We start from the raw sequence: 7540 nt of genomic DNA, 5'->3' as shown, positions 1-7540 counted from the left end.
TAGAATACAGAAAGAAGAATGCAGCATAAAAATTTCCTACCCCTAGGGGTAGGAAAGGACAAAGAAATAGCAGAGTAAGCTTTAACACTAACTCTGCTAATAGGTCCAACTTTATGGGGTCACCTTATTATTTCAAGGACCGCTTTTTTAATATTAGATTTAATTAATTAACTGCTTCTTTAAGAGTTTTACCAGCTTTGAAAACTGGAGCTTTAGAAGCTGGGATTTGAATTACTTCATCAGGTTTTCTTGGGTTTCTACCTTCTCTAGCTTTTCTGTCTCTTACTTCGAATGTACCAAAACCAACTAATTGAACTTTGTCTCCTGCTACTAAAGCTTCTTGAACTGATTCTAAGAATGCGTTAAGTGCTTTTTCAGCTTCGACTTTTTTAAGCCCACTTTTTTCTGATATACTATTTAATAATTCTGATTTATTCATATTTCCTCCTATAAATCAACATGATATCTGTTTAACTCTAAGAATGATTATACATAACAAATTAAATAATTTCAAGCATTCATCAAATAAAAAGCTTTATTTTACTAGATTTAATTAATTTGTTTAGATATTTTCTGTATGCATCTTTTAAATAAATTTCTTTTGCTTGCATCAAGAGTTCATTTTCGTTCTCATTATATGAGTTAATCATTAAAATATTGTATTTTCCGTCATATTCAAATATTTCACTTACTTTATCTTTTTCTTTTACTTTGGATGCTAAAAGAATGGGATCATCTTCATATACAAAATCTGAGTTAAAAACATCGTAGGATTTTATAGAGTTTGTAAGAAGCTTTCTAAAATCTAACTGTGATTTTATTATAGATTTTATCCTTTCAGCTTCGATTTTATCATCAAATTTAAGCATATTATACTTATACATTTTGTGAAGTTGTTCATTCTCTTTGTAATGTTTAAGAATCTCAGAATCTTTAATACCGCTATTTGAAAGAAAGAAATCATAATGCATCCTTCTAATTGAATCATTAAAGATAATGTCAGAAAACTCACTATCACTCACATTTAAAGCTTTAATATTAGCTTTTAGTGAATCCTTATCTCCAAGTTTTTTCTCCATTTCACTTCTTATTTTATTTGCGGTATTATCATCTATTTCAATTTTATGTTTTTCAAGATCATTTAGCATTACCTGATCTTTGATCATTGATTCCAGAAGCTTTTCTTGAAGTGATTCCTTTTTTGTTTTACCAGCTTTATCTTTACTTTCAAGATAATTTGGACCGTATTTGTTGCTATAGTAATTTAAATAAAACTCAAGTTCACTATTATAAGTATCTTTATCAATAGCCTTATTATCAACAAGGGCAACTGCACTTGAAGTATCAGGGCCCTTGTTGCAAGAAGCTAATAAAAATGATATACAAGTTAGGTATAAAAAACTAGTTATTATCTTTCTTATCGGCTTCATCTTCTTTTGTTTCAGCTTCTTTTTCGTCTGAATTTGAGTCTTCTTTATTACTTTCTTCTGTAGCTTCTTCAGTATCTTTCTTATCTTCTTTGTTAGCTTTATCTAGCTTTTCTTCTGTAGATTTATCTTTAGCTAGGCTTGTCTCTGTTACAACATTTGCCTTTTCATTTAACTCTTTGATGTAATCGGAATACTTTTTATCTTCAAGGGTTTTCTTAATAGCTTCTTTGTTATCTTCTAGAGAATCTGCAATTTTGTTTAGTTTTATTATGTGATATCCAAATTGAGTCTTTACAGGATCAGAGATTTCACCTTCTTTTAGTGCAAAAACAGCATCTTCAAATTCTTTTACCATTTGACCTTTAGAAAAAGTTCCAAGTTCTCCGCCATTTGCTGCATTAGCAGTATCTGTTGAGTATTCTTTAGCAAGAGCTGCGAAATCTTCACCATTGTTTAGTTTTTCTTTGATTTCTTTGGCTGTGTTTTCATCTGCTACTAGGATATGAGCGGCATCTCTTTTTGCAAATTGATCCTTATTATCTTCATAATATTTCTTAATTTCATCATCTGTAACAGGGTGTTCTTTATTAAACCATTCTCTATGTTTTTGGTACATTAAATCTTTTTTTACAGTTTCTTTGAATTTTTCAACGTCCATATTATAGTCATCGAGCATTTTATCAAATTGTTCTTGACCACCAAATTGTTTTACAGAGTTCATAAATGAGTCATTTACATCCTTATCAGCAACTTCAATTTTATTTTTCTTCATATCGTCCGCTATAAGTTTATCTTGAACCATCATCTGAACTATTGAATTTTTAAGGTTTTGTCTGCTTGCTAGCATTGCTCCATAAAATTGCATTTCTTTTTTATAGTCGTCTTTGCTAATTTTTTCGCCATTTACGATAGCTATGTTATCTTTACCTAATTCTTTAGCTGCTTCTTGGCTACTTACTTTTTGATCTGCATTCTTTTCATTACTTGCTTGATTTCCGCAAGCTCCTAGCACCATTGTTGATGCTAACATAATTGTTAATAATTTCTTTTTCATTTAATTTCTCCTTATTTTGTTAATTGTATCTAAAAGTTCATATGTGTCAAGTAATTTACTTCTGCTTGATGGAATTTTGAAGGCTGGCTTATTTGATAAATCAAGACTCATTTTACCCTTATATCCTTCGTTAATTAACTTCAATTCATCAAAACTATAGTAATCTCTTGATTGGAAATACAAATTGATTTCGTTATTAACTTCCCTAATCTCTGTTATACCATTGTATGATGCTAAAGATTTAATCAAAGATACATACATTATATTATCCACTATTAATGGAATATCTCCATATACATCTATTAATTCTTCAACTAAAAGTTCATAATCTTCCTTATCAGAAATATTTGCTATTCTGTTATAAATTTCAATTTTTTGGCTGGGATCGCTTATATAGGAATTAGGTAGGTAAGCGTCGATTTTTATGTCTATATAAGTTTGGTTTATTTCTTTGATTTTTACTTCTTTACCACTTGCTTTTTCTACAGCTTCTTGTAAAAATTTAACATATAGGTCATAACCAACCGCTTCAACATGACCTGATTGGCTTTCCCCTAGTAGGTTTCCAGCACCTCTTAGTTCTAGGTCTTTCATTGCAATTTTATAACCAGAACCAAAATCAGAAAAGTCTTTAATTGATTTGAGACGCTTTTCACCAATTTCTGTTAAGACTTTCCCCTGCCTATAAGTAAAATAAGCGTAGGATGACCTATATCCCCTACCTATTCTCCCCTTTAGCTGATAAAGCTGAGATAGACCCATTAGGTCAGAATCATATATTATTATGGTATTTACATTTTTTATATCCATACCAGTCTCAATTATTGTAGTTGAGAGCAATATATCAGTTTTACCCTCTAAGAAATCAAGCATAATATTTTCAATTTGTCTTGGACTCATTTGTCCATGGATGATGTCAATACTTGCTTCAGGAACTAAGTCCTTGAGCATTAAGTAAATTTTTTCTATATCATTTACTCTATTGTATACGAAAAATACTTGGCCATCTCTATTGATTTCTCTCAAAATTGAGTCTCTTATGATACTAGGGTCAAATTCTAAAACATAGGTATTGACTGGTAGTCTTTCCTCTGGAGGTTCATCAAGGGTCGATAAATCTCTAATTCCAGATAAAGACATTTGTAGGGTTCTTGGGATTGGGGTTGCTGATAAGGTTAAGACATCTATAGATGATTTAAACTTCTTAAATTGTTCCTTGTGCTTGACACCAAACCTCTGCTCCTCATCTATTATCAAAAGACCTAATTTTTTAAATTTAATGTCTTTTGACAAAAGCCTATGGGTACCGACAACTATATCAATTTTTCCAGTTTTTATACCCTTTAATATTTCCTCATCTTTAGTTTTTGTATTAAATCTTGATAGGACTGCAGATGTGACTGGAAAGTCTTTAAACCTCTCGATCATTGTATGGTAGTGTTGGTTGGCAAGTATTGTAGTTGGGACTAAGAATGCAACTTGATAGCCATCCATAATAGCCTTAAATGCAGCTCTTAAAGCAACTTCAGTTTTTCCATAGCCTACATCACCGCATAATAGTCTATCCATCGGTAAGTCGCTTTCCATATCGGCCTTTATTTCATCTATACTTCTTAATTGAGAATAGGTTTCATCATAGGCAAATGAATTTTCAAATTCCTCTTGCCAGGTTGTATCCTTAGAAAAAGCATGTCCTTTTTGCTTAGCTCTTTCAGCGTATAATTTAACTAAGTCATCAGCTATCTCGTCAACAGCTTTTTTAGCTTTTAGCTTTGATTTCTGCCACTGGGTAGATCCAAGAGCGGATAATTTAGGTTTTTCTCCCCTATTTCCTATATATTTGCTAACAAGGTTCATCTGATCGACTGGGATATATAGCTTATCATTACCCCTATACTCTATTAGAATGAAGTCTTTTTCAACTTCATTTCTTTCGATTTTTGTAAGACCCTTATAAATCCCTATACCGTTATTTTCATGGACAACATAATCCCCTATTTCAAGATCTGAGTAATTTATAATACTTTTAGAAGTGGTCTTTTTATTTGCTTTCTTCTTAGATAGGTTTGATTTGCCGAATATTTCCTTGCTAGTAAATACGTTTAGATTTATATCTTTAACGTAATATCCTTCACTAGCCTTTTTTTCTGATACTATAATCGGAATAGTATCAAAGTTAGGGTTGTTATTTTCATCACCAACTAGAGCGAATGAGTTTTCAATAAATGCTTTTAAAATATTATTTTTTTTAGTTTCAGATCCAGAAAATATGAAGACTTTGTTATCCATATTAACAAGCTCAATACAAGTATCTATAAAAGTTTTAATATTTTTATTGAAACTTTCTGCTTCGATTGATTTCAATTCTATAATTTTTCGTGGTGAAAAAAGTTTTGATCTTTTTAAAATTGATGTGAAGTTAACTATTTCAAAATCTTCAATTTGCTTGTAAATGTCATTCGTACTAATTGAATACTTTTCAAAAGTTCTAAAAACTTCACCATTTTCCATTTGATAGGCAAGATCGTAATCAAATTTTTCATCTAACTTTAATGTAGATTCATATACTCTTGATACATCATCAAAGATAAAAACTGTATCCTTATCTAAATAATCAAGCATAGAAGAATAACTATTATCTCTATAGGCAGTGATTAAATCTTTATTTGCGATATACATGCTTTGATCTAGATATGAGATAATTTGTTTATATTTATCTACAAGCTTTTGATCTCTACTATCTTTTATTTTTTTATTTTTGATATCGGAATTGATAAGATTTATTACTGATTGATAGTCATCTTTATCATAAAGAAGCTCACTAGCTGGGTAAATTTTTACTGATTCTAGCTTATTTATTGTCCTTTGGCTGTCATTATCAAAAACTCTTATAGAATCAATCTCATCGTCGAATAGCTCAATTCTAACTGGTTTTTCGTAATTTATTGGCCATAAATCTATAATCGAGCCTCTTTTTGCAAAATCTCCCTTATCCTCAACAAAATCACTAGGATTATAGTTGAGCTTTATAAGTTTATTTATTAAATCATTTACAGCAATTATAGATTCCTCGTTAATTATAACAAATGACTCATTAAATTTGTCTAAAGGTGTTAGTTTATTTTTTAAAGCTTCAATTGTTGTTGCAGTGATAAACTTTTCTTTATTAGCTAAGCTAATTAAGACATCAAGTCTTTTGTCTAGCTTTGAATCATCAATACTTTTTATATTATAAAAGTTAGTCTCAAGTCCTGGGTAGTTTTTAGCTATATTCTTTATTTCATTGATACTTGAGACAAATTTTTCGCTTGTTTTGTTATTTTCACATATGATTACTATATTTTTATCTAATAATTCAAACAAAGCTAGGGCCAGGTGAGTTTTTATACCTTCACTTAGGCCCTGAATATATATTGGACTATTAAATCTTATATTGTCTTTTATGTTTTTTACTTGATCGAGATTAATTAATTTTTCATTTAATTTATTCATTATCTTCTTCCAATAGTTTAATAGAATTGAATTTATTCATGGACTTGTCAATGCTGTCAGCTAAGATAGTTTCGATTGCATCAGATGCAAGTCTTATCTCATCTTCTATTACACTTACTTCTTTTTGGCTAAATCCTGATAGGACAAAATTAGCCAGATTCATATACTCAGGCTTTTTACCAACTGATATCTTAATTCTTGGAAAATTATCATCTTGAATTTGGTAAATTATAGATTTCATTCCATTATGGGTACCTGCAGAACCTTTTTTTCTAATTCTAATCGTGCCAAATTCTATATCAATATCATCATATATTACAATTAGCTTGTCACTATCAAATTTATAAAAGTTTTTAATTTCTCTTACGGCTTCCCCAGAGTTGTTCATGAAAGTTTGGGGCTTAACGAGCATAACTTTTTGGCCAGAGATTTCTCCCTGACCATATAAAGATTTAAATTTAGACCTTCTTACGTCTATATTGTATTTAGATGCAATATAATCTATTGTTAAAAATCCTGCATTATGCCTGGTATTTTCATATTGTAAACCTGGATTGCCTAGACCTACTATAAAATACATTATTCAAGAACCGAAAATAGTCCGCTTATAGATTCGTATGTGTTTATCCTATGAATGGCCTCTGCAAGCAAAGGTGCTATAGATAATTGAACTATTTTATCTATTTTCTTCTCTTCAGGTAATTCTATTGTATCTGTTATTATTACCTCTTTGACTGATGGTTTTTGAAGCTTCTTGATTGCATCTCCTGAAAATACTCCGTGAGTTGCAACTAGGTATACATCTTTTGCACCATGCTCAACTAAGAAGTCTGCAGCGTTTGTAATTGTTCCTGCTGTATCAATCATATCGTCAACAATTATAGCATGCTTTCCTTCAAAGTCACCGATTACTGACATTACTTCAGAAACATTTGGCATTGGTCTTCTTTTTTCTATGATTGCTATAGGAAGTTTTAGATAATCAGCAAATTCTCTAGCACGTCTTACTCCACCTAAGTCAGGGCTTACCACAACAAATTCTTCTGGTTTATCATATGCAAAAGATTTAAAGTGAGTAGATAATAGCCTGATTGCTGAAAAATGGTCTACTGGTATATCAAAGTATCCTTGGATTTGTCCAGCGTGAAGGTCCATAGTTATTACCCTGTTAGCACCTGCTACTGTTAATAAATTTGCGACTAGTTTGGCTGTAATTGGTTCTCTTCCTCTGGTTTTTCTATCTTGTCTTGCATAGCCATAGTATGGTATAACAGCGTTGATATAACCAGCAGAGGCCCTTCTACAAGCATCTATCATAATTAACAATTCCATGATATTATCGTTTGTTGGCGCTGATGTTGGTTGCATTATAAACACATCTTTGCCCCTTATAGATTCATTAATTTTGATGCTTATTTCTCCATCTTTGAATTTGTTAATATCTGCTTCAGTTAAATTTATTCCAAGATTTTTTGCAACACTTTGTGCTAGTTTAATATTAGAATTTCCAGATAATAGCTTTAGTTCTCCCCTTTGAACGTAGGTGTTTCTTGTTAGTGTCATT

The 7540-nt window shown here is 30.8% G+C and carries 6 protein-coding genes; all 6 read right to left on the bottom strand.

What is annotated here, in order from left to right; all coding sequences use genetic code 11:
- Positions 1–163: 163 nt before the first annotated feature.
- A complete protein-coding gene (locus tag NH286_RS01885; RefSeq protein ID WP_106460272.1) occupies positions 164–439 on the bottom strand; it encodes an HU family DNA-binding protein in 276 nt (91 codons plus the stop codon).
- 82 nt (positions 440–521) lie between these two features.
- Complete coding sequence (locus tag NH286_RS01880) at positions 522–1430, bottom strand: SurA N-terminal domain-containing protein (protein WP_265236465.1); 909 nt, start codon at positions 1428–1430, stop codon at positions 522–524.
- Positions 1402–2484 (bottom strand): peptidylprolyl isomerase, encoded by a 1083-nt coding sequence (locus tag NH286_RS01875; RefSeq protein ID WP_265213237.1) that lies wholly within the window; start codon positions 2482–2484, stop codon positions 1402–1404. The genes NH286_RS01880 and NH286_RS01875 overlap by 29 nt, the downstream gene beginning before the upstream one ends.
- Complete coding sequence (gene mfd / locus NH286_RS01870; protein WP_265236463.1) at positions 2485–5976, bottom strand: transcription-repair coupling factor; 3492 nt, start codon at positions 5974–5976, stop codon at positions 2485–2487.
- The gene (pth, locus tag NH286_RS01865; protein ID WP_265236461.1) at positions 5969–6556 is read right to left on the bottom strand and encodes an aminoacyl-tRNA hydrolase; all 588 of its coding nucleotides are present in this window, start codon (positions 6554–6556) and stop codon (positions 5969–5971) included. Before pth ends, mfd begins: the two co-directional genes overlap by 8 nt.
- Positions 6556–7539 carry a ribose-phosphate diphosphokinase gene (locus tag NH286_RS01860; RefSeq protein WP_106460277.1) on the bottom strand — a complete coding sequence of 328 codons (984 nt, stop codon included), beginning with the start codon at positions 7537–7539 and terminating at the stop codon, positions 6556–6558. The genes pth and NH286_RS01860 overlap by 1 nt, the downstream gene beginning before the upstream one ends.
- Between the last annotated feature and the right edge of the window lies 1 nt (position 7540).

This window comes from Anaerococcus sp. NML200574, from assembly GCF_026131665.1.
GTDB classification, from domain to species: Bacteria; Bacillota; Clostridia; order Tissierellales; family Peptoniphilaceae; genus Anaerococcus; species Anaerococcus kampingae.
The sequence above is the reverse complement of the archived record's forward strand: the minus strand, read 5'-3'. Positions and strand labels throughout refer to the sequence as shown.